This window comes from Kitasatospora sp. NPDC058218, assembly GCF_042882445.1.
GTDB lineage: Bacteria > Actinomycetota > Actinomycetes > Streptomycetales > Streptomycetaceae > Kitasatospora.
Window position 1 is genome coordinate 128,496 of sequence record NZ_JBHVWC010000013.1, and the last position, 26,221, is coordinate 154,716.

At 70.7% G+C, this 26,221-nt stretch carries 23 protein-coding genes; 19 read left to right on the plus strand and 4 right to left on the minus strand.

Translation table 11 applies throughout. From position 1 onward, the window contains the following. Both ACFVYI_RS10765 and ACFVYI_RS10770 read left to right on the plus strand, forming a co-directional pair. On the plus strand, positions 1 to 1,746 hold the full coding sequence (locus tag ACFVYI_RS10765) for an MFS transporter (RefSeq protein WP_387883261.1): 1,746 nt from the start codon (positions 1 to 3) through the stop codon (positions 1,744 to 1,746). Positions 1,747 to 1,879: 133 nt separating this feature from the next. Further along, the gene (locus ACFVYI_RS10770; protein WP_387883364.1) at positions 1,880 to 3,169 is read left to right on the plus strand and encodes a geranylgeranyl reductase family protein; all 1,290 of its coding nucleotides are present in this window, start codon (positions 1,880 to 1,882) and stop codon (positions 3,167 to 3,169) included. A gap of 87 nt (positions 3,170 to 3,256) precedes the next feature. On the opposite strand, the gene ACFVYI_RS10775 is transcribed toward ACFVYI_RS10770, so the two are convergent. The 3 genes from ACFVYI_RS10775 to ACFVYI_RS10785 form a co-directional block, all read right to left on the minus strand. After that, positions 3,257 to 3,586: a MazG-like family protein gene (locus tag ACFVYI_RS10775; RefSeq protein WP_387883264.1), complete on the minus strand. Its 330-nt coding sequence runs from the start codon at positions 3,584 to 3,586 to the stop codon at positions 3,257 to 3,259. A 60-nt stretch (positions 3,587 to 3,646) separates the two neighbouring features. Next, positions 3,647 to 4,363: a peptidylprolyl isomerase gene (locus ACFVYI_RS10780; RefSeq protein WP_387883266.1), complete on the minus strand. Its 717-nt coding sequence runs from the start codon at positions 4,361 to 4,363 to the stop codon at positions 3,647 to 3,649. A gap of 160 nt (positions 4,364 to 4,523) precedes the next feature. Next, a complete protein-coding gene (locus ACFVYI_RS10785) occupies positions 4,524 to 5,141 on the minus strand; it encodes a TetR-like C-terminal domain-containing protein (RefSeq protein WP_387883270.1) in 618 nt (205 codons plus the stop codon). A 258-nt stretch (positions 5,142 to 5,399) separates the two neighbouring features. On the opposite strand from ACFVYI_RS10785, the gene ACFVYI_RS10790 reads away from it, so the two are divergent. After that, positions 5,400 to 6,335, plus strand: coding sequence for a DMT family transporter (locus ACFVYI_RS10790; protein ID WP_387883272.1), 936 nt, complete (start codon positions 5,400 to 5,402; stop codon positions 6,333 to 6,335). Positions 6,336 to 6,348: 13 nt separating this feature from the next. Here ACFVYI_RS10790 and ACFVYI_RS10795 read toward each other — a convergent pair whose 3' ends face one another. Next, on the minus strand, positions 6,349 to 6,969 hold the full coding sequence (locus tag ACFVYI_RS10795; RefSeq protein WP_387883275.1) for a hypothetical protein: 621 nt from the start codon (positions 6,967 to 6,969) through the stop codon (positions 6,349 to 6,351). Between the two features lie 188 nt (positions 6,970 to 7,157). On the opposite strand from ACFVYI_RS10795, the gene ACFVYI_RS10800 reads away from it, so the two are divergent. The 16 genes from ACFVYI_RS10800 (at position 7,158) to nuoN (ending at position 26,013) form a co-directional block, all read left to right on the plus strand. Next, complete coding sequence (locus ACFVYI_RS10800) at positions 7,158 to 8,237, plus strand: sensor histidine kinase (protein ID WP_387883278.1); 1,080 nt, start codon at positions 7,158 to 7,160, stop codon at positions 8,235 to 8,237. After that, entirely contained in the window at positions 8,234 to 8,974 is a 741-nt protein-coding gene (locus ACFVYI_RS10805) for a response regulator (protein WP_387883281.1), read from the plus strand. The genes ACFVYI_RS10800 and ACFVYI_RS10805 overlap by 4 nt, the downstream gene beginning before the upstream one ends. A gap of 727 nt (positions 8,975 to 9,701) precedes the next feature. Next, on the plus strand, positions 9,702 to 10,061 hold the full coding sequence (locus tag ACFVYI_RS10810; protein WP_387883284.1) for an NADH-quinone oxidoreductase subunit A: 360 nt from the start codon (positions 9,702 to 9,704) through the stop codon (positions 10,059 to 10,061). Between the two features lie 116 nt (positions 10,062 to 10,177). Further along, complete coding sequence (locus ACFVYI_RS10815; RefSeq protein WP_360624626.1) at positions 10,178 to 10,732, plus strand: NADH-quinone oxidoreductase subunit B family protein; 555 nt, start codon at positions 10,178 to 10,180, stop codon at positions 10,730 to 10,732. Further along, on the plus strand, positions 10,729 to 11,448 hold the full coding sequence (locus ACFVYI_RS10820) for an NADH-quinone oxidoreductase subunit C (RefSeq protein ID WP_387883288.1): 720 nt from the start codon (positions 10,729 to 10,731) through the stop codon (positions 11,446 to 11,448). The genes ACFVYI_RS10815 and ACFVYI_RS10820 overlap by 4 nt, the downstream gene beginning before the upstream one ends. After that, the gene (locus ACFVYI_RS10825) at positions 11,448 to 12,803 is read left to right on the plus strand and encodes an NADH-quinone oxidoreductase subunit D (RefSeq protein WP_387883290.1); all 1,356 of its coding nucleotides are present in this window, start codon (positions 11,448 to 11,450) and stop codon (positions 12,801 to 12,803) included. The genes ACFVYI_RS10820 and ACFVYI_RS10825 overlap by 1 nt, the downstream gene beginning before the upstream one ends. Continuing rightward, entirely contained in the window at positions 12,800 to 13,540 is a 741-nt protein-coding gene (gene nuoE, locus ACFVYI_RS10830; RefSeq protein ID WP_360624617.1) for an NADH-quinone oxidoreductase subunit NuoE, read from the plus strand. The genes ACFVYI_RS10825 and nuoE overlap by 4 nt, the downstream gene beginning before the upstream one ends. After that, positions 13,540 to 14,901: an NADH-quinone oxidoreductase subunit NuoF gene (nuoF, locus tag ACFVYI_RS10835; protein ID WP_387883294.1), complete on the plus strand. Its 1,362-nt coding sequence runs from the start codon at positions 13,540 to 13,542 to the stop codon at positions 14,899 to 14,901. Before nuoE ends, nuoF begins: the two co-directional genes overlap by 1 nt. Then, a complete protein-coding gene (locus ACFVYI_RS10840; protein ID WP_387883297.1) occupies positions 14,898 to 17,513 on the plus strand; it encodes an NADH-quinone oxidoreductase subunit G in 2,616 nt (871 codons plus the stop codon). The genes nuoF and ACFVYI_RS10840 overlap by 4 nt, the downstream gene beginning before the upstream one ends. Next, the gene (gene nuoH, locus ACFVYI_RS10845; RefSeq protein WP_387883300.1) at positions 17,510 to 18,853 is read left to right on the plus strand and encodes an NADH-quinone oxidoreductase subunit NuoH; all 1,344 of its coding nucleotides are present in this window, start codon (positions 17,510 to 17,512) and stop codon (positions 18,851 to 18,853) included. The genes ACFVYI_RS10840 and nuoH overlap by 4 nt, the downstream gene beginning before the upstream one ends. Before the next feature lie 5 nt (positions 18,854 to 18,858). Next, positions 18,859 to 19,452: an NADH-quinone oxidoreductase subunit NuoI gene (nuoI, locus tag ACFVYI_RS10850; RefSeq protein ID WP_387883302.1), complete on the plus strand. Its 594-nt coding sequence runs from the start codon at positions 18,859 to 18,861 to the stop codon at positions 19,450 to 19,452. Next, a complete protein-coding gene (locus tag ACFVYI_RS10855; protein ID WP_387883305.1) occupies positions 19,449 to 20,372 on the plus strand; it encodes an NADH-quinone oxidoreductase subunit J in 924 nt (307 codons plus the stop codon). The genes nuoI and ACFVYI_RS10855 overlap by 4 nt, the downstream gene beginning before the upstream one ends. Then, positions 20,369 to 20,668: an NADH-quinone oxidoreductase subunit NuoK gene (gene nuoK, locus ACFVYI_RS10860; protein WP_209412994.1), complete on the plus strand. Its 300-nt coding sequence runs from the start codon at positions 20,369 to 20,371 to the stop codon at positions 20,666 to 20,668. The genes ACFVYI_RS10855 and nuoK overlap by 4 nt, the downstream gene beginning before the upstream one ends. A 14-nt stretch (positions 20,669 to 20,682) precedes the next feature. After that, positions 20,683 to 22,596 carry an NADH-quinone oxidoreductase subunit L gene (gene nuoL, locus ACFVYI_RS10865; protein ID WP_387883309.1) on the plus strand — a complete coding sequence of 638 codons (1,914 nt, stop codon included), beginning with the start codon at positions 20,683 to 20,685 and terminating at the stop codon, positions 22,594 to 22,596. A gap of 37 nt (positions 22,597 to 22,633) precedes the next feature. Then, positions 22,634 to 24,379, plus strand: a complete 1,746-nt coding sequence (locus ACFVYI_RS10870) for an NADH-quinone oxidoreductase subunit M (RefSeq protein WP_387883312.1) — start codon at positions 22,634 to 22,636, stop codon at positions 24,377 to 24,379. Further along, a complete protein-coding gene (gene nuoN / locus ACFVYI_RS10875; RefSeq protein WP_387883315.1) occupies positions 24,376 to 26,013 on the plus strand; it encodes an NADH-quinone oxidoreductase subunit NuoN in 1,638 nt (545 codons plus the stop codon). The genes ACFVYI_RS10870 and nuoN overlap by 4 nt, the downstream gene beginning before the upstream one ends. The last annotated feature ends 208 nt before the right edge of the window (positions 26,014 to 26,221 follow it).

Sequence of the window (26,221 nt, forward strand, 5' to 3'; positions counted from 1 at the left end):
ATGAAGAGTGCCGAGAACAACGCCGTGGGCGGCGCCGTGCCACCGACCGGCCGGACCGCCCGCCGTTCGGCCGGCGCGGGGACGGGCGGTGACGGGCAGGCCAGGGTGGGGGCGGCCGGTGTCGAGGTGGCCGGTGCCGAGGTGGCCGGTACGGGGGCGGCCGGGGACCGGAGCGGCGCCGTCGTCGCGGTCCTGGCCTTCGCCGGCATCACGGTCGCCGTGATGCAGACGATCGTCATTCCGATCGTCCCCGCGTTGCCCGGACTGCTTCACACCTCAGCGTCCAACGCCTCCTGGGCCCTCACCGCGACCCTGCTCGCGGGCGCCGTCGCGACCCCGGTCAGCGGGCGGCTCGGCGACCTCTTCGGCAAGCGCCGGATGCTGCTCGCCAGCCTGCTGTTGATGATCGTCGGCTCGGTGGTCGCGGCGCTCGGCTCCTCGTTGGTCCCGGTCGTCGTCGGTCGCGCGCTCCAGGGCGCCGCAGCCGGAGTCATCCCGCTGGGCATCAGCATCATGCGGGACGTCCTGCCGCGGGAGCGGCTCGGCTCCGCGATGGGCCTGATGAGCTCCTCGCTCGGCATCGGCGGCGCACTCGGCCTGCCCGCCGCAGCCGTCGTCGCCCAGCGCGCGGACTGGCACTGGCTGTTCTGGGGCTCGGCCGGCCTCGGCGCGGTCGCGGTCACCCTGGTGCTGCTGGTCGTTCCGGAGTCGCCCGACCGCAGTGGAGGCCGCTTCGACGCGATCGGCGCCGCCGGGCTCTCGGCGGGGCTGGTCTGCCTGCTGCTCGCCATCTCCAAGGGCAGTGACTGGGGCTGGCTCGATGGCCTCACCCTCGGCCTGTTCGCCGCCGCCGTGGTGATCCTGCTGCTCTGGGGCCTGTTCGAACTGCGCAGTGACCAGCCGCTGGTCGACCTCCGGGCCACCGCCCGTCGGCAGGTGCTGCTCACCAACGGCGCCTCGGTGGCGCTCGGCTTCGCGATGTACGCGCAGTCGCTAGCGCTGCCCCAGCTGCTGCAACTGCCCGAGGCGACCGGCTACGGCCTCGGCCGCTCGATGGTGGTGGCCGGGCTCTGCATGGCCCCCGGTGGTCTGATCATGATGCTGGTCTCCCCCTTCTCGGCGAAGCTCTCCGCCGCCAAGGGCCCGCGGACCTCGCTGCTGGTCGGCGCGGTCGTGCTCGCCGTCGGGTATCTGCTGGGCCTCGCGCTGCTGCACGAGGTCTGGCAACTGGTGCTGGTCGGCTGCGTCATCGGCACCGGCATCGCCTTCGCCTACGCGGCCATCCCGGCGCTCATCATGGGCGCCGTCCCGCCCGGCGAGACCGCCGCGGCCAACGGGTTCAACGCGCTGATGCGCTCGATCGGCACCTCCTTCGCCAGTGCGGTGATCGGCGCGGTGCTCGCGCAGACCGCCGTCTCCTTCGGACCGGCGCAGGTGCCCTCGCTGGGCGGCTTCCGGGCGACCTTCGCGATCGGCGCCGGAGCGGCGGCGCTCGGGGTGCTGATCACCGCCTTCATCCCGCGCCGGCGGCGGGAGGCGGCCCCCGTCGCACTCGTGGTGGTGCCGGGCGGTGCCGGGGTCGAGGGCGGAAGTGACGCTGCCGGGGTCGGGAGCGGGAGCGGGAGTGACGCTGCCGGGGCAGGGGCAGGGGCAGGGGCAGGGGCCGGGGCCGGGAGTGGGAGTGGGAGCAGGGCCGAGGCCGAGGTCGGGGGCGGAGCCGGGGCCGAGGCCGGGGCCCGTACCTAGATTCGGGGGTGCGTCGCAGGAGCCGCCCTCGGATTCGGGCCCGGGGGCGGCAACTAGACTGCCGGGGACAACGCCTCCGTCCCCCAGCCGTAGCTCCAGGAGAGTGCCCACCGTGTCCGAGACCGCAGCCGACCTGACGAAGCCGGACAGCCCCGTGGAGAGCACCGCGGACGTCATCGTGGTCGGTGCGGGCCCGGCCGGCGCCACCACCGCGTACTACCTCGCCCAGGCCGGCCTGGACGTGCTGCTGCTGGAGAAGACCTCGTTCCCCCGCGAGAAGGTCTGCGGCGACGGCCTGACGCCCCGTGCCACCAAGCAACTGGTCGACATGGGGATCGACGTGTCGCTGGAGAACGGCTGGCTGCACAACAAGGGCCTGCGGATCATCGGCGGCGGCGTCCGGCTGGAGCTGGACTGGCCGGAGCTGTCCGCGTTCCCCGACTACGGACTGGTCCGCAAGCGCGCCGACTTCGACGAGCTGCTCGCCCGTCAGGCGGAGAAGGCCGGCGCCCGCCTGTACGAGCGGTGCAACGTCAGCGGCCCGGTGCTGGACGACCGGACCGGTCGGATCGTCGGCGTCACCGCCCGGCTCGGCGACGAGAAGCGCGCGGTGACCTTCCGCGCCCCGCTGGTCGTCGCGGCCGACGGCAACTCCACCCGGCTCTCGCTGGCCATGGGCCTGCACCGCCGCGAGGACCGTCCGATGGGTGTCGCCTACCGGACGTACTTCACCTCCCCGCGCCATGACGACGACTACCTGGAGTCCTGGCTGGAGCTGTGGGACACCCGCGCCGGGGACCGCAAGCTGCTGCCCGGCTACGGCTGGATCTTCGGCATGGGCGACGGCACCTCCAACGTCGGGCTCGGCATCCTCAACTCCTCGCCCGCCTTCGGCGAGCTGGACTGGCGCGACGTGCTCAAGGCCTGGTGCGCCAGCATGCCGGCGGAGTGGGGCTACACCCCCGAGAACATGACCGACCCGATCCGCGGCGCCGCCCTGCCGATGGCCTTCAACCGGCAGCCGCACTACACCCGAGGCCTGCTGCTCGTCGGCGACGCCGGCGGCATGGTCAACCCGTTCAACGGCGAGGGCATCGCCTATGCGATGGAATCCGGCCAGATCGCTGCCGGCGTCATCGTCCAGGCCAACGCCCGGGTGACAGAGGCCGGTCGCGAGCGGGCCCTCCAGGCGTACCCGCGCATTCTCAAGGACGTCTACGGGGGCTACTACACCCTCGGTCGCGCCTTCGTGAAGCTCATCGGCAACCCCAAGGTGATGCAGCTCGCCACCCAGCGCGGCCTGACCCACCCGATGTTGATGAAGTTCGTCCTCAAGATGCTCGCCAACCTGACGGACCCGCAGGGCGGCGACGCCATGGACCGCATCATCAACGGTCTCGCCCGCGTCGCCCCGAACGCCTGACGCCAGCTCCCCGGCCCGGTGCCGCTCCCGCTCCCGGCGGGACGGCCCGGGTCGTTGCTGTTCCCGGCCGTTGCCGTTTCGGGCCCGTTACTGCTCCCGGCGGCTGGCGGTGGAGCGCTGCTCGACGTAGGCGAGGCGCTCGGCGAAGACCCGGGCGGCGTCCGGGGTGAGCGTGCGCAGGGCGACCAGGGCTGTGAAGACGACATCGCAGAGCTCGTGCTGGACGTCCTCCCAGGTGTGGGTGACACCCTTGCGAGGGTTCTGGCCGGTGACGCCGACCACCGCGGCGCCGACCTCGCCCACCTCCTCCGAGAGTTTGAGAATGCGGAGCAGGCGCTCCTCCTGCGGGGAGAGCACGCTCTCCCGGTCCAGCCAGGCGACCAACTGGTCGACGCTCTCCCAGATCCTGCTGTCCATCGGCGCTGCTCCCGTACGGCTTCGGTGACGTCGACCACCGTACGGGAGCGGGCACGGGGCTCAGCGGGAGCTGATCTTCACGTTCCGGATGTTCACCGGGAGGGTCGGGAAGCCGTCGCCGGGGCTGTTCTGGTCGTCCTCGCCACCGGCGGCGATCTTCTGCAGGACGTCCAGGCCGGCGGTGATCCGGCCGAACGGGGTGTAGGCGGGGGAGAGCTTGGTGTCCTTCCAGACGAAGAAGAACTGGCTGCCGTTGGTGTTCGGCCCGGCGTTGGCCATGGCCACGGTGCCGGCGGGGTAGGTGGCGCCGGAGAGGTTCTCGTCGGGGAAGGAGTAGCCCGGGCCGCCGCTGCCGGTGCCGGTCGGGTCGCCGCACTGCAGGACGAAGATCCGCTGGGTGGTGAGCCGGTGGCAGTGGCTCCGGTCGAAGTAGTCGTGCTCGGCGAGGAAGCGGAACGAGAACGTGGTGCAGGGCGCCTCGGCGGTCAGGGCCTGGAAGGTGATCGAGCCCTGGCTGGTCTTCAAGGTCGCGCTGTACGGCTTGGCCGCCTTCTTGGCATTGAAGACCGGGATGCCCTTGAAGTTGTCGGCGGGCACCGCCGGGGTGTACGTGCAGGTGGAGTCAGTGGTCGCGGCGGGTGCGGTTGACGCGGTTTCCGCGGCAGCGGTGCCGGTGGTCGCGGCGAGCAGGAGGACGCTGGCGGCGGCGGGCAACGCCCAGTGCTTGCGCTTCATGTGACGGGCCTTCCGGGGGGTGGTGGACGGCTGGATTGTCATGGCGACATCATCCATGCCCGGGCGGGGATCCGGTAGACGCCGGGGGCGGGAGGTGTGCGGTGTGCGGCAGTGGCTGGCGGGTGTCGTGCGGAGGTTCTAGCCTCCACGGTTCGGAGCCAGGCCGTGGCGGGCGACGGGCGTGGGTGGTGTGGGTGGGCGTTCAGTCGTCGACAGGTGCGGCGAACAGGCCGGCGCGGGCGGCCAGGGCGGCGGCGTCGGCGGCCTGTTCGGCGGTGCGGGCGTCCAGGGGTTCGCCGGTGACGAACAGGCGGTAGTAGAGCGGAGCCGTCGCCGCCCGGACCACTTCGGCGCCGTCCGTTCCTTCGGGCAGCTCGCCCCGCTCGACGGCCCGTGCGGCCACCGTGGCGGCCTGGCGGTGGCGGGCCGCGAAGAAGGCGCGCAGGGCGGTGGCACCGATGTCGGAGCGTTGGGCGGCGGCGATCAGTGCGGTCGGGGTCTGGCCGAGTTCGGGGTCGGTGAAGACGGCGTACACCTGGTGGGTGATCTCGCGCAGGTCGGTGGTGAGGTCGCCGGTGTCGGGGAGTGGCCAGGGCTGGTCGGCGGAGGCGGTGAGCGCGTCCGCGATCAGCCCGTCCACCCCGCCCCAGCGGCGGTACAGGGTGGCCTTGTGCGCGCCCGAGCGAGCCGCGACCGCTTCGACGGTCAGTCCGACGTATGCCTTCTCGGTCACCTCGGCGAGCGTCGCGGCCACCACGTCCGCACGCACCCGGGCGCTGCGTCCGCCGGGGCGTGGCGTGGGGGTTCGAGACTCGCTCACGGTCGACTCCAGTCGCTTCGGTGTGTGTGGCAGTCGCAGCACCATGCCATCCCTCGATGTTAATGCGACACCAGTCGCCTTTCGATGCCCGGACGGGGCGGTCGAAGCCGAAAGCCGTTGATCGCGGGTGGTCCGGTGCGCGAAGATGGCGGGTCCTTGGTGCAGGCCCCTCGAGAAGGCCTGCGATGCTCCGAGATCCGTCCGATGTCGTACGGGAATCTCCTCGTCGGTTCCGTTCGCTTCGGAGAGGCCCTGCCCATGCGCACGTCGTCGTCCTTCCTTCGTGATGTACCGGTGCTGCTGGTGGCGGTGGTGTGGGGGTCGAGCTTTCTCGCGGTCCAGCAGGTGGCCGAGCCGGAGACGGTGGTGGCGATGCTGGTGCTGCGGTTCGGTCTGGTGCTGCCGCTGCTGGGGGTGCTCGCACGGCGGGCACTGCGGGGGATGAGCCGGGCCGAGTGGCTGGGCGGGGCCCTGCTGGGACTGGTGCTCGGTGGGGTTTTTCTGCTGGAGACGTACGGTGCGGTGCACACCTCCGCGACCAATGCCGGCCTGATCATCAGCCTCACGATGGTGTTCACTCCGCTCGCCGAGAGCGCGCTCGCCCGAACCCCGTTGCCGCGGGCGTTTCTTGCCGCGGCCGGGCTGGCGGTGGTGGGTGTCGCTCTGCTCACTGGCGGCGGCGGCCTGAAGGCGCCGACAGTGGGCGATCTGCTGGTACTCGGTGCCGCTGTGGTGCGGACCGTGCACGTGCTCGCCATGGCTCGCGTCCGGGCCATCGAGGAGACCGACACGCTGGCCCTCACCTGGGTCCAACTCGCGACCGCCACGGTGGTGTTCGCCGCCGTCTCGCCGATCGCCGGACCGCTGCCGTGGACGGTCGCGGCCTCGTACGGGCCCGCCGAGTGGGCCTGGCTGTTGCATCTGACGCTGCTCTGCACGCTGTTCGCCTTCTTCGTTCAGATGTGGGCCGTCCGCGCCACCTCGCCGTCCCGGGTCAGCCTGCTGCTCGGCACCGAGCCGCTCTGGGCAGCCGTCTTCGGGATCACCCTCGCCGGCAACCACTTGGGTCCGCTCGCCCTCCTCGGGGGTGCTCTCGTCCTGCTCGCCACCGAGTGGGGGCGCCGCACTGCCGTCGGGAAGGGGCGGGACGAACCGCGGCCGACGGAGGCCGAGACGGAGCCGGTTCCGGTCTGACCGTGCGCGGTCGTCATCGGCGCCCCAGGGTGCGGCGGGCGTAGGCAACGGTGACGGCGGCGACCAGCGGACCCCAGGCGACCAGCGGGAGGTAGCAGAGGGTCATGATCAGACCCGCGGTGCCGTGGGGGGCTTCCGGGCTGCTCATCGCGGATGCCCAGCCGCCGAACAGGGACGACATGCCGACCCAGGTGAGAGCGGCGGAGCCCAGCGCGGCCGGGACGATCGCGGCGAGCGGGTGGACGGTGCGGCCACCGATCAGGGGGACCCAGCGGGGTACCACCTCGCCCCAGGGGCGGACCAGGCCGAGGGTGAGGAGGGCCACCGCTTCGGCCAGAGCGCTCAGCAGGACGACGTAGACGGTGCCCCAGCCCGGGGTGTACCGGTCGGTCGTCGCGGCGAGCTCGCCGCTGAAGCCGACCGGGAGGCCCAGCCCGAGGACGACCCGCCAGAGACCGGACGGCACGGTGGTCCAGACGGTGGCCCTGGCGGCAAGGTCGGCCCAGCGGGGAACGCCGGATACGGCGTTGCGCCGGCCGCGGGCCGTGCCGACGGCCGGCGCGGCGGCTGCGGGACCACCGAGGTTGATGGGGTGAGTGGGCACTGGAACGGTGGTGGTCGCGGTGTCCGTCATGACGGTGAACTCCCTTCGCGGTCGGCCCCGGTGGCCGATCCGATGGGTCAAGCCTGGCGGCCGGACGAGGGCGGCAACAGATGCCGATCGGGCTGTTCCGGCTGCTCAGAAGGCATGCGGAAATGTGCCGATCGGCACAGGCAGGAGGCGCCGGCGGTCCATAAGCTGATCGTCGAGAGGAGGCGATGATGAGTCAGATCCTGGCGTTGGTTGTTCCCGCCGCTGTGCTGCTCGGTTGGGCGGCGCGGAAGCGGTGCGGGGTTGCCGTCGTGGCCGGTGCGGCCGGGGCGGGTTCGGTAGCGGTCACGGCGGGAGTCTGGGTTGCCGGCCGCTGGGCCGAGTCGGACCGGTGGTGCGGGCTGGTCGGGTTGCTCGAAGTCGCCTTTCTGCTCGTGCTGTTGGTCTCGACGCTGCGGGCCGAGGGCGGGCGGCGGTCAGCCGTGGTGGCCTGGACGATCGCAGGCGCCGTGGCACTCCAGCCGTCCCGCTTCCTCGGGATCGCCGGGCCGCAGGACGCGTTGACGCTCTTCGGCTTCGGTTCGGTGTTCTCGGTGCCCGCGGTGCTGATGGGGTTGTACCTGCGCGGGCTGGACGACACCCGGCGCCGCTCGGTGGCTGCCGCCCGTCGCACTCAGCGGCTCGAACTGGCCCATGATCTGCATGACTTCGTTGCGCACGACGTCAGCGGCATGGTCGCTCAGGCTCAGGCGGGCATGGTGCTGGCCGCCTCGGATCCGGCCAGGGCGGTGGCGCTGTTCGAGCGGATAGAGCGGGCCGGGCAGCAGGCGCTGGCCTCGCTCGACCGGACCGTCCACCTGCTGCGCAGTGAGGAGACGGAGACACCGGAGCGTGGTCCGCAGCCGGGCCTGGCCGAGCTCGTAGAGCTGACCGATCGATTCGCGGAGTCCGGCGGCGTCACCGTGCGGTTGGATGCCCCTGCCGACCAGCCCGGGGTGCCCAGGGAGGTGGCGGCAACGGCGTACCGCGTCGTGGTGGAGGCGTTGACCAACGTGCGCCGGCACGCGCCCGCCGCGCGCGTCGTCGACATCCGGGTGCGGCGCGAGGGGCGGTGGCTGGAGGTCGCGGTCCAGGACGACGGCGGTGCTCCGCAGCAGTCCGGTACGCGCTTCGGCGAGGTCTTCCGCGGAGGCAGCGGGCTTGCTGGGCTGGCAGCCCGCGTGGAGGCGCTGGGTGGGGCGCTCGCTTCGGGCCGGGAGGGCTCCGACGGCTGGCTGGTCACGGCGACGATGCCGCTGGAGGGGCGATGAGTATCAGGGTTCTTCTCGCGGACGACGATGAGGCGATCCGTAGTGCGTACCGGATCATTCTGGACGCCCAGCCCGACATCGAGGTGGTGGGTGAGGCCGAGGACGGCGAGGCGGCGGTGGAGCAGGCCGACCGGTTGCGGCCGGACGTGATCCTCGCGGACATCAGGATGCCGAGGCTGGACGGACTGGAGCTGACCCGGCGGTTGGGCGAGGAGTACCGGGTCGTCGTGGTAACGACCTTCGACCTCGACGAGTACGTGCACGCGGCGATCCGCGCCGGGGCCGCCGGTTTCCTGTTGAAGCGCTCTGGGCCGGCACTGCTCGCCGAGGCGGTGCGGGCAGCGGTCGCCGGGGACGCGTTGATCAGCCCGCAGGTCACCGTGCGTCTCCTGCGTCAGCTGTCGCAGCAGGATCACGCGCCGTATCAGCCGCAGCCGGTACGGCAGGCGGCGCATCGGGCGCGGCAGTCACAGGAGCAAGGGAGGAAGGGCGGAGCGGCGAACCAGGAGGCGCAGGGCAGGAGGGAGCGCCCGAGCGCGGAGTTCGTCGAGGAACTCACTGCGCGGGAGAGGGAGATCGCCCAGCTTGTCGCCGGCGGATCGACCAACGCGGAGATCGGATCGCAGCTGTTCATCACCGCCGGGACGGTGAAGAACCACCTGGCCACGATCCAGCGCAAGATCGGCGCCCGCAACCGCGTCGGTGTCGCGGCCTGGGTGTGGGAGAGCGGTTACTGAACGACGCGGCCCCGGGTGGCCGCCTGACACCCGGGTGACGCCAGGCCGGGCCTGCCCCCAGTGGCCTCGACTCAACGGTGCCCCAGCCCAACAGTCCCCAACCCAACAGCAGCTGCCCCAGTCCGACCGGGATGGCTCGCTCCGCCGCGACCGACCCACCCCGAGTCCCCGAACGCAGCCCCGGACGAGCTCCGACCGCGACTCCTAGCCGCCCCCGAGTCGCCCCCGAAACCACCCCCCGAAACGGCCCCCCGAGGGCGACAGGGCAGCGGCCGGCGGGCCGCGAAAAACGGACGCTCGCGCGCTTGTGAACGAAGGGTCAAGCGGGTGTTCGGAGGGCCGCCACCCCTGCGGGTGAGGCGCTATAACACGTCAACATGACGCCCAGAAATTTGCTCTGGGCGGCGCATAGTTGATATAGGAGCGACGCCCTGACCTGCCGCTTCGCAGATGAATACGACTTATTGTGACCATTTGACTGCTTTGCGTTGACAATTCTGGGCATGTTCACTTTCACCACCATTCCAAGGGTGGCGTAGATCACAAAGATCGCCATGAACTGCGTGTCGCAGATCACAAGCCGACGGGCATAGGATGCGCTCGTTCCAGGCTTTGTGAACTGCCTCACATGAGGTGGATCTCGGGAACTGGAACGCGGGTCCACCACAGCGTGACCCGTCGGTTCCGATCTGCAGTCAAGGACGACTGGACGGAGGGAGCGGGGGCTATGAATGCCTACGCGCCGATCCTCGTACTCGGTGCCATCGCGGCGGCGTTCGCGGTCGGCTCCGTCGTGATGGCCTCAATGACCGGCCCCAAGCGCTACAACCGGGCCAAGTTGGAGGCGTACGAGTGCGGCATCGAGCCGACCCCGCAGCCCGTGGGCGGCGGTCGGTTCCCGATCAAGTACTACCTGACGGCGATGCTCTTCATCGTCTTCGACATCGAGATCGTCTTCCTTTACCCGTGGGCGGTGAGCTTCGACGCCCTGGGGATCTTCGGGCTGGTCGAGATGCTCCTGTTCATCGCCACCGTCTTCGTCGCGTACGCCTACGTCTGGCGCCGCGGCGGCCTGGAGTGGGACTGAGTGCGGGGCGGCCGCTGACTTTGTGAACGGGCGGACAAGCCCGGACGGGTGCAGAGGCCCGAACCAGCGTACGGACCACAGGACTTGAGGGCACTGAGGGTATTGAGAGGGATCTGATGGGAATCGAGGAGAAGCTGCCGAGCGGCTTTCTGCTCACGAGTGTGGAGACGGCCGCGGGCTGGGTGCGCAAGGCGTCGCTCTTCCCGGCCACCTTCGGACTCGCCTGCTGCGCGATCGAGATGATGACCACCGGAGCCGGCCGCTACGACCTGGCCCGGTTCGGGATGGAGGTCTTCCGGGGCTCCCCCCGGCAGGCCGATCTGATGATCGTGGCAGGTCGGGTGAGCCAGAAGATGGCGCCGGTCCTGCGCCAGGTGTACGACCAGATGGCGAACCCGAAGTGGGTCATCTCGATGGGGGTCTGCGCCTCCTCGGGCGGGATGTTCAACAACTACGCCATCGTGCAGGGCGTCGACCACATCGTCCCGGTGGACATCTACCTTCCCGGCTGTCCGCCCCGCCCGGAGATGCTGATGGACGCCATCCTGAAGCTGCACGACAAGATCCAGCACGAGCCGCTGGGTGCGAACCGGCGCCGGGCCGAGGAGTTGGGCGAGGCGTTGGCCCTGCAGGCCACCCCGGTGAGTGAGATGCGGGGGCAGCTGCGATGAACGACCAGGTACCCGAGACCCGCCGCGACCAGGAGCAGCCACGCCGAGAGATCCCCGTCGAGGTGGTCGGTCGGCGCCAGGGCATGTTCGGCTCCCAGGGCAGTGGCGACACCTCCGGTTTCGGCGGGCTCGACACCCCGATCGCCCTGCCGTCCGCCACCGAACGCCCCTACGGCGGCTGGTTCGACGAGGTCGCGGACGAGTTGGAGGGCGCACTGGAGGAGCAGGGCCTCGAACCGGTGGACGTGATCGAGAAGACCGTCGTCGACCGCGCCGAGCTCACCTTCCACATCGCCCGTGAACACCTGCTCAAGACCGTGCGCATCCTGCGTGACGACCCCGCGCTCCGCTTCGAGCTCTGTCTCGGTGTGAGCGGTGTGCACTACCCGGGCGACCAGGGCCGTGAGCTGCACGCGGTCTACCACCTGCGCTCGATCACCCACGGCCGGCTGATCAGGCTGGAGGTCACGGCGCCGGACGCCGACCCGCGCATCCCGTCGGTGGTCAGCGTCTACCCGACCAACGACTGGCACGAGCGCGAGACCTACGACTTCTTCGGTCTGGTCTTCGAGGGCCACCCGGCCCTCACCCGGATCATGATGCCGGACGACTGGTTGGGCCACCCGCAGCGCAAGGACTACCCGCTCGGCGGCATCCCCGTCGAGTACAAGGGCGCTCAGATCCCGGCACCCGACCAGCGGAGGTCGTACAGCTGATGAGTACTCAGCACTACGAAGAGGCGGCGGCCGGGGAGGCCGCGGCGGCCGGAGCCCGGGACACCACCGAGGGTCGCGTCTTCACCGTCACCGGGGGCGACTGGGGCGAGGTGGTCGAAGCCGTCGGCCGGGCCGACGACGAGCGCATCATCGTCAACATGGGCCCCCAGCACCCGTCCACCCACGGTGTGCTGCGCCTGATCCTGGAGATCGACGGCGAGACGGTGAAGCAGGCCCGCTGCGGCATCGGCTACCTCCACACCGGCATCGAGAAGAACATGGAGTTCCGCAACTGGGTCCAGGGCACCACCTTCGTGACCCGGATGGACTACCTGACTCCGCTGTTCAACGAGACCGCCTACTGCCTCGCGGTCGAGAAGCTGCTCGGCATCACCGACGACATCCCGGACCGGGCGAACGTCATCCGCGTCATGATGATGGAGCTCAACCGGGTCTCCTCGCACCTGGTCTGCCTGGCCACCGGCGGCATGGAGATCGGCGGCATCACGCTGATGACCTACGGGTTCCGTGACCGCGAGACCGTCCTGGACGTCTTCGAGCTGGTCACCGGCCTGCGGATGAACCACGCGTACGTCCGCCCCGGCGGCCTCGCCCAGGATCTCCCGCCCGGTGCGGTCGACCAGATCCACGAGGCGGTGAAGACCCTCCGCTCCCGGATGCACGAGTACGACAAACTCGCCACCGGCAACCCGGTGTTCAAGGCGCGCCTGGTCGATGTCGGCTTCCTCGACCTGCCCGGCTGCCTGGCCCTCGGTGCCACCGGACCGGTCCTGCGCTCCACCGGCCTGCCGCACGACCTGCGCAAGACGGACCCGTACTGCGGCTACGAGAACTACGACTTCGAGGTCGCGATCGCCGACAGCGCCGACTCCTACGGCCGCTTCCTGATCCGCCTGGAGGAGATGAAGCAGTCGCTGCGGATCGTCGAGCAGTGCCTGGAGCGGCTCCGTCCCGGCCCGGTCATGGTGGCCGACAGGAAGATCGCCTGGCCCGCCCAACTGGCCGTCGGCCCGGACGGCATGGGCAACTCGCTCGACCACATCCGCAAGATCATGGGCACCTCGATGGAGGCCCTGATCCACCACTTCAAGCTGGTCACCGAGGGCTTCCGGGTCCCGGTCGGCCAGGCGTACGCGGCGGTCGAGTCGCCCAAGGGCGAGCTGGGCGTGCACGTGGTCAGCGACGGCGGGACGCGCCCGTACCGGGTCCACTTCCGGGATCCGTCGTTCACCAATCTGCAGTCGATGGCGGCGATGTGCGAGGGCGGCCAGGTCGCCGACGTGATCGTCGCGGTGGCCGGGCTCGACCCGGTGATGGGAGGCGTGGACCGGTGACAGACGTCCAGTTGGGGATGCCGGCGCTGCCGGCCAAGCCGTACCCCGAGGAGGTGCACGCCCGTCTGGTCGACGACGCGAAGGAGCTGATCGGCCGCTATCCGGTGGCCCGCTCCGCACTGCTTCCGCTGCTGCACCTGGTGCAGGCGGAGGAGGGCTTCGTCAGCCCGACCGGTATCCGCTTCTGCGCCGAGCAGTTGGACCTCACCACCGCCGAGGTCACCGCCGTCGCCACCTTCTACACCATGTACCGGCGGCGGCCGGCCGGGAAGTACCACGTCGGGGTCTGCACCAACACCCTCTGTGCGGTGCTCGGCGGCGACCAGATCTTCGACGAGCTCCAGCAGCACCTCGGGATCAAGAACAACGAGACCACCGAGGACGGCGAGATCTCGATCGAGCACATCGAGTGCAACGCCGCCTGCGACTACGCCCCCGTCGTGATGGTCAACTGGGAGTTCTTCGACGACCAGACCCCGGAGAGCGCCAGGCGGCTGGTCGACGACCTGCGGGCGGGCCGCGAGGTCCACCCCACCCGCGGCGCCCGGCTCTGCAGCTTCAAGGAGTCCGCCCGGATCCTGGCCGGCTTCCCCGACGAGCGCCCCGGCGCCGTCGACGAGTCCGGTGCCGGGGGCGCACCCTCGCTGGCCGGCCTGCGGCTGGCCAAGGGCGAGGCCCTGCCCGGCACCGGTGGCACCCGGGTCGTCTCGCCCCGTCACGAAGGGACCGAAGCGTGATGACCTCCGCCGAGCCGGCCGAGAAGCTGCTCACCCCCGTGCTCTCCGCCTCCTGGGACGACAGCCGCCCCTGGACGCTGGCCACCTATCGCCGCCACGCCGGGTACGAGGGCCTGAAGGCGGCCCTCGCGATGCCCCCGGACGACGTGATCGCGCTGGTCAAGGACTCCGGCCTGCGCGGCCGCGGCGGAGCCGGCTTCCCCACCGGGATGAAGTGGCAGTTCATCCCGCAGAACGACGGCAAGCCGCACTACCTGGTGGTGAACGCGGACGAGTCCGAGCCGGGCACCTGCAAGGACATCCCGCTGCTGTTCGCCAACCCGCACGCGCTGATCGAGGGCATGATCATCGCCTCCTACGCGATCCGCTGCGACCACGCGTTCATCTACCTGCGCGGCGAGGTCGTCCCGGTGCTGCGCCGCCTCCAGGCCGCCGTCGCCGAGGCCTACCGGGCCGGGCTGCTCGGCAAGAACATCCTGGGCTCCGGCACCGATCTCGACATCACCGTGCACGCCGGCGCCGGCGCCTACATCTGCGGTGAGGAGACGGCGCTGCTGGACTCGTTGGAGGGGCGCCGCGGCCAGCCCCGGCTGCGCCCGCCGTTCCCGGCGATCGCCGGCCTCTACGCCTGCCCGACGGTGGTCAACAACGTCGAGTCGATCGCCTCGGTGCCGCCGATCCTGGCCCGCGGCAAGGAGTGGTTCAAGGGCCTGGGCACGGAGAAGTCCCCCGGCTTCACGCTCTACTCGCTCTCCGGTCATGTCACCAACCCCGGCCAGTACGAGGCCCCGCTCGGTGTCACGCTGCGCCAGTTGCTGGACATCAGCGGCGGCGTCCGGGCCGGGCACCGGCTCAAGTTCTGGACGCCGGGCGGCTCGTCCACCCCGATGTTCACCGACGAGCACCTCGACGTCCCGCTCGACTACGAGGGCGTCGGCGCGGCCGGTTCGATGCTCGGCACCAAGGCCCTGCAGGTCTTCGACGAGACCACCTGTGTGGTCCGGGCGGTCACCCGCTGGACGGAGTTCTACGCCCACGAGTCCTGCGGCAAGTGCACGCCCTGCCGCGAGGGGACGTACTGGCTCGTCCAGCTGCTCAAGCGGATCGAGGCCGGCGAGGGGGTCGAGGGCGACCTGGAGAAGCTGCTCGACATCGCCGACAACATCAACGGCAAGTCCTTCTGCGCGCTGGGCGACGGCGCGGCCAGCCCGATCGTCTCCTCGCTCCAGCACTTCCGGGCCGAATACGAGCAGCACCTTGCCGAGCGCCGCTGCCCGTTCGACCCGGCCGCCTCCACCGTCTGGGCCGACGGCCCCCGCCCCGGCCACCAGTCCGCCACCGAAAGGGAGGTGCACGCGTGACGATCACAGAACCAGCCACCTCCAAGGCCGCGGTCGACCTGGTCACGCTCACCATCGACGGCGTCGAAGTGCAGGTCCCCAAGGGGACGTTGGTGATCCGGGCCGCCGAGCAGATCGGCACCCAGATCCCGCGCTTCTGCGATCACCCGCTGCTCGACCCGGCCGGCGCCTGCCGGCAGTGCATCGTCGAGATCGAGGGGCAGCGCAAGCCCGTCGCCTCGTGCACGATCCCGGTCGCCGAGGGCATGGTGGTCCGGACGCAGGTCAGCTCGCCGGTCGCCGAGAAGGCCCAGCGCGGCGTGATGGAACTGCTGCTGATCAACCACCCGCTGGACTGCCCGGTCTGCGACAAGGGCGGTGAGTGCCCGCTGCAGAACCAGGCGATGTCCACCGGGGACACCGACTCCCGCTTCGAGGGGATGAAGCGGACCTACGAGAAGCCGGTGCCGATCAGCACCCAGGTGCTGCTGGACCGCGAGCGCTGCGTGCTCTGCGCCCGCTGCACCCGCTTCTCCCAGCAGATCGCCGGGGACCCGTTCATCGACCTGGTCGAGCGCGGCGCCCTCCAGCAGGTCGGCACCGGCCAGGGCGACGACTTCGAGTCGTACTTCTCCGGCAACACCATCCAGATTTGCCCGGTCGGTGCGCTCACCTCGGCGGCTTATCGTTTCCGCTCCCGCCCGTTCGACCTGGTCTCCTCACCGAGTGTCTGCGAGCACTGTTCCTCCGGCTGCGCGCAGCGCACCGACCACCGGCGCGGCAAGGTGCTGCGGCGCCTCGCGGGCGAGGATCCGGCGGTCAACGAGGAGTGGAACTGCGACAAGGGCCGGTTCGCCTTCCGCTACGCGCAGCAGCGCGACCGGCTCGCCACCCCGCTGGTCCGGGACTCCGCGTCGGGTGAACTCGTCGCCGCCTCCTGGCCGGAGGCGCTGGTCCGGGCCGCCGAGGGGCTGCGCGGTGCCCGCGCCGGCGTGCTCACCGGTGGCCGCGTCACCGTCGAGGACGCCTACGCCTACGCCAAGTTCGCCCGGGTGGTGCTCGGCACCAACGACGTGGACTTCCGGGCCCGCCCGCACAGCGGCGAGGAGGCGGACTTCCTGGCCGCCGCCGTCGCCGGCCGCGGCACCGACCTGGACGGCAACGGCGTCGACTACGAGGCACTGGAGGCCGCCCCGGTCGTGCTGCTCGCGGGCTTCGAGCCCGAGGAGGAGTCGCCGATCGTCTTCCTGCGGCTGCGCAAGGCCACCCGGGCGAGCGGCCTCAAGGTGTTCTCGATCGCCGCCTACGGCTCCCGGGGCCTGAACAAGCTGCGCGGCGCCCTGCTGCCCGCGGCCCCCGGCACCGAGGCCGAGTGGCTCTCCGCCCTCGCCGCCGACGAGCCGCTGAACGACGATGCCGGCCGCGCCGCCGAACTGCTCCGCACACCCGGCGCCGTCATCCTGGCCGGCGAGCGGCTGGCCGCCGCTCCCGGTGCGCTGACCGCCGCGCTGCGTCTCGCGCACGCCACCGGTGCCCGGCTCGCCTGGATCCCGCGCCGGGCCGGTGAGCGCGGCGCCGTCGAGGCGGGAGCGCTGCCCGGCCTGTTGCCCGGTGGCCGGCCGGTCACGGCCCCGGCCGCCCGGGCCGAGGCCGCCGCCGCCTGGGGAGTGGCCGAACTCCCGGCCCGGCTCGGCCGGGACACCGACCAGATCCTCGCGGCCGCCGCCCACGGCGACCTGGACGCGCTGCTGGTCGGCGGCGTCGACCCGGACGACCTGCCGGATCCGGCGCTCGCCGAGGAGGCACTGGCCACCGTGCCGTTCGTGGTGTCGCTGGAGCTGCGCCCGTCCGCCGTCACCGCGCGGGCCGACGTGGTGCTGCCGGTCGCCGCGGTGGCCGAGAAGGCCGGGACCTTCCTGGACTGGGAGGGCCGGGTGCGGATGTTCGAGGCCGCGCTCAAGCCCGACCAGCAGATGAGCCGGCACCTGTACCCGGACGTCCGGGTGCTGAACATGCTGGCGGACGCGCTGGGTCACCGGCTGGGCCTGCCCGACGTCCGGGCCGCCCGGCTGGAGCTGGACCGGTTCGAGCCGTGGACCGGCGACCACCCGGCCGCACCCGCCGCGCACCCCGCTCTGCTGCCCAGGCCGGCCACCGGCCAGGCGGTGGTCGCAGGGTGGCGCCAGCTACTGGACAACGGCTCGCTCCAGCAGGGCGATCCGCACCTGGCCGGCACCCGGCACCCGGCCGTCGCCCGGATCTCACCGGCCACCGCCGAGGAGATCGGGGCCACCGAGGTGCCCGCCGCGACCTCCACCGGGGCGCCCGCCGCGACGCTCGTTCCGGCGCTGCGGCTGACCGGCCCGGCCGGGTCGCTCACCCTGCCGCTGGAGATCACCAAGGACATCCCGGACCGGACGGTCTGGATCCCGCTCAACTCCACCCCGGGCGGCGCCTACCGCACCCTGGGCACCACCGTGGGCCACTTGGTGACGATCGCCGCCGACACCATCGCCGTCGACACGACCGGCGCCGAGACCGCCGCCGAGACCGGAGCGGAGCCCGCCGGAGAAGGCGCCGCCGCAGCGGTCGCCCCGGCCGCCGCCCCGACCGCCGAGGGGGAGGACCGATGAACCTCGCCGCATACGAGACCCTGGGTTTCTTCGGCCGCGACCCCTGGTGGCTGGTCCTGCTCAAGGCCGTCTTCTGCTTCGTGTTCCTGGTCGGCACCGTGCTGATCTCGATCGTCTGGGAGCGCAAGGTGGTGGCCTGGATGCAGCTGCGCATCGGCCCCAACCGGAACGGCCCGTGGGGCATGCTGCAGTCGCTCGCGGACGGCGTGAAGCTGGCGCTCAAGGAAGACCTGGTGGTCAAGGGCGCTGACAAGGCGGTCTACATCCTGGCCCCGATCGTCTGTGCCGTCCCCGCCTTCATGGCCTTCGCGGTGATCCCCTTCGGCCCGGCCGGCGACGAGGTGTCGATCTTCGGCACCCGGACCCCGCTCCAGCTGACGGACTTCCCGGTGGCGCTGCTGTACATCCTGGCCACCGCCTCGGTCGGGATCTACGGCATCGTGCTGGCCGGCTGGTCGTCCGGCTCGACCTATCCGCTGCTCGGCGGGCTGCGCTCCTCGGCGCAGATGATCAGCTACGAGATCGCGATGGGCCTGTCCTTCGCGGCGGTGTTCATCTACTCCGGCTCGATGTCCACCTCGGAGATCGTCTCCTCGCAGCAACCGACCTGGTTCGCGGTGCTGCTGCCGGTCTCCTTCATCGTCTACATCATCGCCATGGTCGGCGAGACCAACCGGGCGCCGTTCGACCTCCCGGAGGCCGAGGGCGAGCTGGTCGGCGGCTTCAACACCGAGTACTCCTCGCTGAAGTTCGCGATGTTCATGCTGGCCGAGTACGTCAACATGGTCACCGTCTCGGCCGTCGCCTCCACGCTCTTCCTGGGCGGCTGGCGGGCGCCCTGGCCGGTCTCCACCTTCTGGGAGGGGGCCAACCACGGCTGGTGGCCGATGCTCTGGATCACGCTGAAGATCCAGCTGCTGATCTTCTTCTTCATCTGGCTGCGCGGCACCCTGCCCCGGCTGCGCTACGACCAGTTCATGAAGCTCGGCTGGAAGGTCCTGATCCCGGTCTCGCTGGTCTGGCTGGTCATGGTGGCCAGCGTCCGGGCCCTGCGGAACGAGGGCTACGACTTCGGCGAGGTGGTGCTGTACGTCGGTGCGCCGGCCGGCGCGATCCTGCTGCTGGCTCTGCTGAGGGACGCCCTGAAGCGCAAGCCCGGACCGGCCGGGCCGGAAGGCGAAGGCGCGCCACCCGGTGACGAGTTCGACCCGATGGCCGGCGGCTACCCGGTACCCCCGCTGCCCGGTCAGCAGCTCCCGCCGGTCCCGCGCCGGCGCAGCCGCGCCCCGAAGCAACTCCAGGACGCCCTCAACGGCGCCGACCATTCCGAAGGGAGCTGACCGAGATGTCGTCCGACCAGAACGACGGGACCGACAAGCCGTCCATGCTCGGGCCGGCCGCCGGCTTCGGCGTGACCTTCAAGGCCATGTTCAAGAAGCGGATCACCGAGCAGTACCCGGAGCTGAAGAAGCCCACCGCTCCGCGCTTCCACGGCCGCCACCAGCTGAACCGGCACCCGGACGGCCTGGAGAAGTGCGTCGGCTGCGAGCTCTGCGCCTGGGCCTGCCCGGCCGACGCGATCTACGTGGAGGGTGCCGACAACCAGGAGGAGGAGCGCTACTCCCCGGGTGAGCGGTACGGCGTGGTCTACCAGATCAACTACGCCCGCTGCATCCTCTGCGGCCTCTGCATCGAGGCCTGCCCGACCCGGGCGCTCACCATGACCAACGAGTACGAACTCGCGGACTCCTCGCGCCAGGACCTCATCTTCACCAAGGACCAGCTGCTGGTCGGCCTCTCCGAAGGCATGGTCGACACCCCGCACTCGATCTTCCCGGGCGCCGACGAGGGCGCCTACTACCGGGGCGAGATCACCGCGGCGGCGCCCGGGACGGTCCAGCAGGAGCGCACCGACCGGGAGAAGGAGGCCCAGCAGTGACCGCCCTGAACCTCGCCGAGCACGGTGCGGCGCTCGCCGCCACCGGGACGACCTCCACCGGCGAGGCCGTCCAGTTCTGGGTGCTCGCGGTGATCGCCGTGGGCGGAGCGCTCGGCATGCTGCTGATGAGGAAGGCCGTGCACAGCGCGCTCTGCCTCGCCGCCACCATGCTCGCTCTGGCGGTCTGTTACATGGCCCAGGGCGCGGTCTTCCTGGGCGTGGTGCAGATCGTCGTCTACACCGGCGCCATCATGATGCTGTTCCTGTTCGTGGTGATGCTGGTCGGTGTCACCAGTGCGGACTCGCTGAAGGAGCAGCTGAAGGGCCAGCGGTTCGCCGCCGTCCTCTGCGGGATCGGGTTCGGCGTGCTGCTGATCGCCGGCATCGCCAACGCCAAGCTGGACACCTTCACCGGCCTCGCCGAGGCCAACGCCGAGGGCAACGTCCAGGGCCTGGCCCGGCTGATCTTCACCAAGTACGTCTGGGCCTTCGAGGTCACCGGCGCGCTGCTGATCACTGCCGCGATCGGCGCGATGGTGCTGACCCACCGTGAGCACGTGAAGGCGCCGAAGACGCAGCGCGAGCTGGCCGCCCAGCGGGTCAAGGACAACATCCAGCTGCCGCCGCTGCCCGCGCCCGGCGTCTACGCCCGGCACAACGCGGTCGACATCCCGGCCCTGCTGCCGGACGGCACCGTCGCCGAGGACTCGGTGATGGAGACCCTGCGCGAGCGCGGCCAGATCCGTGACGTCAGCCAGGAGATGCTGCAGCGGATGGCCGAGCTGGAGTCCACCACCGCCGACTGGCTGGGCCGTCCGCCGTCCGCGCGCCCGCCGGTCGCCGGCCCGCGCAAGGCGCTGGAGCCGGTGCCGAACAACCGGCCGGCATCGGCCGGCCACGACGAGGAGGGCGCGGAGTGAATCCGGTCAACTACCTCTATCTCTCCGCACTGTTGTTCACCATCGGCGCCTCCGGTGTGCTGATCCGGCGGAACGCGATCGTGCTGTTCATGTGCGTGGAGCTGATGCTCAACGCCTCGAACCTGGCACTCGTCACGTTCTCCCGGTTGCACGGCAATCTGGACGGCCAGATCATCGCGTTCTTCACCATGGTGGTCGCGGCGGCCGAGGTCGTGGTCGGCCTCGCCATCATCGTGTCCATCTTCCGGACCAGGCACTCGGCTTCGGTCGATGACAGCAACCTGATGAAGCTGTAGGCGGAGGGCCTTCGGTGAACTCTCTCATTCCGCTGCTCGTGGCGGCTCCGCTGGCCGGTGCCGTCCTGCTGCTCCTCGGCGGCCGCCGCTTCGACCGGTTCGGCCACTGGCTGGCCACCGGGCTGGCCGCGCTCTCGTTCGGCTTCGGGCTCACGCTCTTCTCGGACCTGCTGGGCCGCGAGGCCGAGGAACGCTCGATCACCGAGCACCTGTACAGCTGGATCCCGGTGAACGGGTTCCAGGCCGACGTCTCTTTCCAACTCGACCAGCTCTCGATCACCTTCGTCCTGCTGATCACCGGCGTGGGCACGCTGATCCACCTCTACTCGGTGGGTTACATGGCGCACGACGAGCGCCGGCGCCGCTTCTTCGCGTACCTGAACCTCTTCCTGGCGGCCATGCTGCTGCTGGTGCTCGCCGACAACTACCTGCTGCTGTACGTCGGCTGGGAGGGCGTCGGCCTCGCCTCGTACCTGCTGATCGGCTTCTGGCAGCACAAGCCGAGCGCCGCGACGGCCGCCAAGAAGGCGTTCATCGTCAACCGGGTCGGCGACATGGGCCTCTCCATCGCCATCATGCTGATGTTCGTGGAGTTCGGCTCCTTCGCCTTCGGGCCGATCCTCGGCGAGGAGGGGACGGTCGGCGCGGCCGGCCAGGCCAGTGAGGGCAAGCTGACCGCCATCGGCCTGATGCTGCTGCTGGCGGCCTGCGGCAAGTCCGCCCAGGTGCCGCTGCAGTCCTGGCTCGGGGACGCCATGGAGGGCCCGACCCCGGTCTCGGCCCTGATCCACGCGGCCACCATGGTGACCGCCGGCGTCTACCTGATCACCCGCTCCGGGGCCATCTTCAACCTGGCGCCGGACGCCCAGACCGCCGTGGTGGTGGTCGGCGCGGTCACCCTGCTGTTCGGGGCGATCGTCGGTTGCGCCAAGGACGACATCAAGAAGGCGCTGGCCGGCTCGACCATGTCGCAGATCGGCTACATGATCCTGGCAGCGGGCCTCGGTCCGATCGGCTACGCCTTCGCGATCATGCACCTGGTGACCCACGGCTTCTTCAAGGCCGGGCTCTTCCTCGGCGCCGGTTCGGTCATGCACGGCATGAACGACGAGGTGAACATGCGTCACTACGGCGGCCTGCGGAAGTACATGCCGATCACCTTCGTCACCTTCGGCCTCGGTTACCTGGCCATCATCGGGTTCCCCGGCCTGTCCGGCTTCTTCTCCAAGGACAAGATCATCGAAGCGGCCTTCGCCAAGGGCGGCACGGAGGGCTGGATCCTCGGCCTCTGCACCCTGGTCGGCGCCGCGATCACCGCGTTCTACATGACCCGGGTGATGATCCTGACCTTCTTCGGCGAGAAGCGCTGGCAGCCGGACGCGGACGGCAACGACCCGCACCCGCACGAGTCGCCGAGCACCATGACCATCCCGATGATCGTGCTCGCCTTCGGCTCGGTCTTCGCCGGCGGGCTCTTCGTCCTGAACAACTCCTTCGTCACCTGGCTGGAGCCGGTCACCGGTCACTCGGAGGGGAACTCACCGCTCAGCCCGCTGGTGGTCACCCTGCTCACCATGGTCTGCATGCTGGTCGGGGTCGCGCTCTCCTACCTGATGTACGGCCGCTCCACCATTCCCGTGGTGCCGCCGGTCGGCTCCCCGCTCACCCGGGCCGCCCGCCGGGACCTCCTCCAGGACGACTTCAACCACGCCGTCCTGGTCCGACCCGGCTCGGCGCTCACCGCGGCGCTGGTCTACTTCGACAGCCGCGGCCTGGACGGCTTCGTCAACGGCCTGGCCGCCACCATCGGCGGGATCTCCAGCCGGCTGCGGCGGATCCAGAACGGCTACGTCCGCTCGTACGCGCTCTCCATGTTCGGCGGCACGCTGGTGCTGGTCGCCACGACTCTCCTGATGAGGTCCGTCTGATGGATAGGGATTACACAGACCGTCGGGGAGGCGTGGCATGAGTGCCCTGCTGACCGCCACCTGCGCCGTCCCGGCGGCCGGCGCGGTGCTCACCGCCGCGCTGCCCGCCGGGACGACCGGGCCCCGGCGGCGGACCACCAAGATCGTTGCCCTGGGCGTCTCGGCCGTCACCCTGGCCCTGGCGGCCACCGCGGTCGCCCGGTTCGATCCCGACGGCGCCCGCTACCAGCTGACCGAGTCCTACAGCTGGATCCGTTCCTTCGGCATCACCTTCTCGCTCGGCGTGGACGGCATCGGAGCCGTGCTGGCCCTGCTCACCGCCGTCCTCGTGCCGATCGTGATGCTGGCCTCCTGGCACGACGCCGACCCGCCCTCCTTGCCCGCCGGCGGGCAGGAGGGGCCCACCTCCTCGCTCGCCAACGGGCAGGAGGGGCCCACCTCCTCGCTCGCCAATGGGCAGGAGGGGCCCACCTCCTTGCCCGTCGGCGGGCGGGCCGGGGCCGCCGCGCCGGACGGGACGTTCGAGAACAGGCGCCGCACCCAGGGCTTCTTCGCCCTGATCCTCGCGGTGGAGGCGATGGTGATCGTCTCCTTCTACGCCACCGACGTCTTCCTCTTCTACGTGTTCTTCGAAGCCATGCTGATCCCGATGTACTTCCTCATCGGCGGCTTCGGCGACAAGGCGGGCGGCCCCGAGTCGGCCCGTCAGCGGTCCTACGCCGCAGTGAAGTTCCTGCTGTACAACCTGCTCGGCGGCCTGGTCATGCTGGCCGCCGTGATCGGGCTGTACGTGATCGCGCAGGACCAGGGGTTCGGCACCTTCGACCTCCGGACGCTGACCACCGCGATCGCCGACGGCCAGCTGGTGCTCAGCGGCACCGCCGAGAAGGCGCTGTTCCTCGGCTTCTTCTTCGCCTTCGCCGTCAAGGCCCCGCTCTGGCCGCTGCACACCTGGCTGCCCAACGCGATGGGCGAGTCCACCGCCGGAACGGCCGTGCTGATCACCGCGGTGGTCGACAAGGTCGGCACCTTCGCGATGCTCCGCTTCTGCCTCGGGCTCTTCCCGGACGCCTCGAAGACCTTCGCCCCGGCGATCATGGTGCTCTCGGTGATCGGGATCATCTACGGCGCACTGCTGGCCATCGGCCAGAAGGACATCAAGCGGCTGGTCGCGTACGCCTCCATCTCGCACTTCGGCTTCATCATCATGGGCATCTTCGCGCTGACCAGCCAGGGCCAGAGCGGGGCGACCCTCTACATGGTCAACCACGGCATCTCCACCGCCGCGTGGATGCTGGTGGCCGGCTTCCTGATCTCCCGCCGCGGCTCGCGCCTGATCGCCGACTACGGCGGTGTGCAGAAGGTCGCCCCGGTGCTCGCCGGGACGTTCCTGATCGGCGGCCTGGCCACGCTGTCGTTGCCCGGGCTGGCACCCTTCGTCAGCGAGTTCCTGGTGCTGGTCGGCACGTTCACCCGGTACCCGGCGATCGGCATCGTCGCCACCTTCGGCATCGTGCTCGCCGCGCTCTACGCGCTGCTGCTCTACCAGCGCACCATGACCGGCCCGGTCAAGGCCGAGGTGCGGGGCATGCCCGACCTCAAGGCGCGCGAGCTCGCCGTCGTCGCCCCGCTGGTGGCCCTGACCATCCTGCTCGGTGTCTACCCGAAGCCGCTCACCGACATCGTCAACCCGTCGGTGGACGCGACACTCTCGCAGGTCCACGAGACCGACCCGGCGCCGGCCCACCCGGTCGCCGCCACCTCAGGAGGTGAGCACAAGTGAGCACCACCGGTTGGCTCGCCGCCGCCGGCGGCAACACGTCGAGCATCCCGGCGCCGCACGTCGAGTACGGCCAGCTCTCCCCGATGCTGGTGGTGTTCGGCGCCGCCGTGACCGGCATCCTGCTGGAGGCCTTCCTGCCCCGCCGTCACCGGCACTGGGCGCAGGTCTCGGTGGCCCTGCTCGGCCTGGTCGGCGCGTTCACCGCCGTGGTGGTGCTCGCCGCCCAGGGGTACGGCTCCACCAAGGTCGACCTGCTCGCCATGGGTTCGGTCGCGCTCGACGGCCCCGCGCTGTTCCTGCAGGGCGTGATCCTGCTGGCCTCCGTGGTCGCCGTGCTCACCTACGCCGAGCGGAAGCTGGAGCCCAAGGCCGGCGGTGAGCCGGCCGACGCGTTCGCCGCGCAGGCCGCCGCCACGCCCGGCGGTGAGCAGGAGCGCGCCGCGATCCGGGCCGGCTTCGCCACCAGCGAGGTCTTCCCGCTCACCATGTTCGCGGTCGGCGGCATGCTGCTGTTCCCCGCCGCCAACGACCTGCTGACCATGTTCGTGGCGCTGGAGGTCTTCTCCCTCCCGCTCTACCTGCTCTGCGCGCTGGCCCGGCGCCGCCGGCTGCTCTCCCAGGAGGCGGCGGTCAAGTATTTCCTGCTCGGCGCCTTCGCCTCGGCGTTCTTCCTGTTCGGCACCGCGCTGCTGTACGGGTACGCGGGCAGTGTCCGACTCGGCGAGATCTCGGACGTCATCTCCGGCAAGGCCCTGGCCACTCCGGCGCTGCTCTCCACCACCCAGAACGACGCCCTGCTCCTGGTGGGTCTGGCGCTGCTCGGGGTCGGCCTGCTCTTCAAGGTCGGCGCGGTGCCCTTCCACTCCTGGACCCCGGACGTCTACCAGGGCGCCCCGACCCCGGTGACCGGGTTCATGGCGGCGGCGACCAAGGTGGCCGCCTTCGGCGCCATGCTGCGGCTGTTCTACGTCGCCTTCCCCGGCCTGCGGATGGACTGGCGGCCGGTGATGTGGGGCGTGGCGATCCTGACCATGGTGGTCGGTGCGATCCTGGCCGTCACCCAGCAGGACGTGAAGCGGCTCCTCGCCTACTCCTCCATCGCGCACGCCGGGTTCATCCTCACCGGCGTGATCGCCACCAACAAGCAGGGGCTCGGCTCCGTGCTGTTCTACCTGCTGGCGTACTCCTTCGTGACGCTCGGCGCCTTCGCCGTGGTCACCCTGGTGCGCGACTCCAAGGGCGAGGCCACCCACCTGTCCAGCTGGGCGGGGCTGGGCCGGAGGTCCCCGCTGGTCGCGGCGGTCTTCGCGCTCTTCCTGCTGGCCTTCGCCGGCATCCCGCTCACCTCGGGCTTCACCGGGAAGTTCGCGGTCTTCCAGGCCGCGGCGGCCGGCGGTGCGACCCCGCTGGTGATCGTGGGTGTGCTCAGCTCGGCGGTGGCCGCGTTCTTCTACATCAGGGTCATCGTGCTGATGTTCTTCTCGGACCCGCAGCCCGGCGGCCCGACCGTGGCCATCCCGAGCGCCTTCACGGCCACCGCGATCGGCATCGGCGTCGTGGTCACCATCGGCCTCGGGGTGCTGCCGCAGTACTTCCTGGACCTGGCGTCGAAGGCCTCGCTCTTCGTGCGCTGAGTTCCGCCGCTCCGGCATCCGCTCCACCGTCCGGGCGTTGCTCCACCGCTCCACCGTCCGGGCCGCGCGCTTCGTCCGCGCGGTCCGGACGTGTCGTCTCCGGACCGGCTCCCACCAGCGAGTCCGGCCCGATCATGACAGGATCCGCACGCCCGTGCAGTGATCCACTCGCGACCGGATACCCTGCCTGTATGGCCAGCGGCGGCAC

Excerpts from the sequence above, each read along its gene's own strand:
- ACFVYI_RS10765 (WP_387883261.1), top strand. The coding sequence starts at position 1 with ATGAAGAGTGCCGAGAACAACGCCGTGGGCGGCGCCGTGCCACCGACC.
- ACFVYI_RS10775 (WP_387883264.1), bottom strand. The coding sequence starts at position 3,586 with ATGGACAGCAGGATCTGGGAGAGCGTCGACCAGTTGGTCGCCTGGCTG.
- ACFVYI_RS10780 (WP_387883266.1), bottom strand. The coding sequence starts at position 4,363 with ATGACAATCCAGCCGTCCACCACCCCCCGGAAGGCCCGTCACATGAAG.
- ACFVYI_RS10790 (WP_387883272.1), top strand. The coding sequence starts at position 5,400 with ATGCGCACGTCGTCGTCCTTCCTTCGTGATGTACCGGTGCTGCTGGTG.
- ACFVYI_RS10795 (WP_387883275.1), bottom strand. The coding sequence starts at position 6,969 with ATGACGGACACCGCGACCACCACCGTTCCAGTGCCCACTCACCCCATC.
- ACFVYI_RS10800 (WP_387883278.1), top strand. The coding sequence starts at position 7,158 with ATGAGTCAGATCCTGGCGTTGGTTGTTCCCGCCGCTGTGCTGCTCGGT.
- ACFVYI_RS10805 (WP_387883281.1), top strand. The coding sequence starts at position 8,234 with ATGAGTATCAGGGTTCTTCTCGCGGACGACGATGAGGCGATCCGTAGT.
- ACFVYI_RS10810 (WP_387883284.1), top strand. The coding sequence starts at position 9,702 with ATGAATGCCTACGCGCCGATCCTCGTACTCGGTGCCATCGCGGCGGCG.
- ACFVYI_RS10815 (WP_360624626.1), top strand. The coding sequence starts at position 10,178 with ATGGGAATCGAGGAGAAGCTGCCGAGCGGCTTTCTGCTCACGAGTGTG.
- ACFVYI_RS10820 (WP_387883288.1), top strand. The coding sequence starts at position 10,729 with ATGAACGACCAGGTACCCGAGACCCGCCGCGACCAGGAGCAGCCACGC.
- ACFVYI_RS10825 (WP_387883290.1), top strand. The coding sequence starts at position 11,448 with ATGAGTACTCAGCACTACGAAGAGGCGGCGGCCGGGGAGGCCGCGGCG.
- nuoF (WP_387883294.1), top strand. The coding sequence starts at position 13,540 with ATGACCTCCGCCGAGCCGGCCGAGAAGCTGCTCACCCCCGTGCTCTCC.
- nuoH (WP_387883300.1), top strand. The coding sequence starts at position 17,510 with ATGAACCTCGCCGCATACGAGACCCTGGGTTTCTTCGGCCGCGACCCC.
- nuoI (WP_387883302.1), top strand. The coding sequence starts at position 18,859 with ATGTCGTCCGACCAGAACGACGGGACCGACAAGCCGTCCATGCTCGGG.
- ACFVYI_RS10870 (WP_387883312.1), top strand. The coding sequence starts at position 22,634 with ATGAGTGCCCTGCTGACCGCCACCTGCGCCGTCCCGGCGGCCGGCGCG.